General features: G+C 65.6%; 1 protein-coding gene. It reads left to right on the top strand.

Annotated elements, in window-relative coordinates:
* Positions 1 to 51 precede the first annotated feature (51 nt).
* Positions 52 to 372: integrase core domain-containing protein (locus tag G6O54_RS37120; protein ID WP_205679202.1), on the top strand; the 321-nt coding region annotated here is incomplete at its 3' end.

The following is a 372-nucleotide window of genomic DNA, read 5'->3' as shown; positions in this document are numbered from 1 at the left end:
CTCATCGCCCGCGACTTCAAGGAATTCATCAGGGTTTGCGGGATGACTCATGTGAGGACTTCCCCATACTATCCTCAGAGCAACGGGAAGATCGAGAGGTGGCACAAGACGCTCAAGGGCGAGTGCATCCGGATCAAGGTGCCGCTGAGCCTGGAGGACGCGCGGCGACTGGTCGCGGAGTTCGTGGCGCATTACAACGAGGTCCGCTTGCACAGTGCGATCGGCTACGTGGCCCCCGCGGCCAAGCTGGCCGGCCGCGACCGGGCGATCCTCGCGGATCGCGATCGCAAGCTGGCAGCCGCGAGGGAGAGGAGGAAGGCCGCACGAGAAGCGAGCCGTGCCGCGATGCGATCCCCGACGGTGCTCGCCCCT

This window comes from Aquisphaera insulae, assembly GCF_011064615.1.
Classification (GTDB): domain Bacteria; phylum Planctomycetota; class Planctomycetia; order Isosphaerales; family Isosphaeraceae; genus Aquisphaera; species Aquisphaera insulae.
Note: the sequence above shows the minus strand (reverse complement) of the source record. Positions and strands in the feature narration are given on the sequence as shown.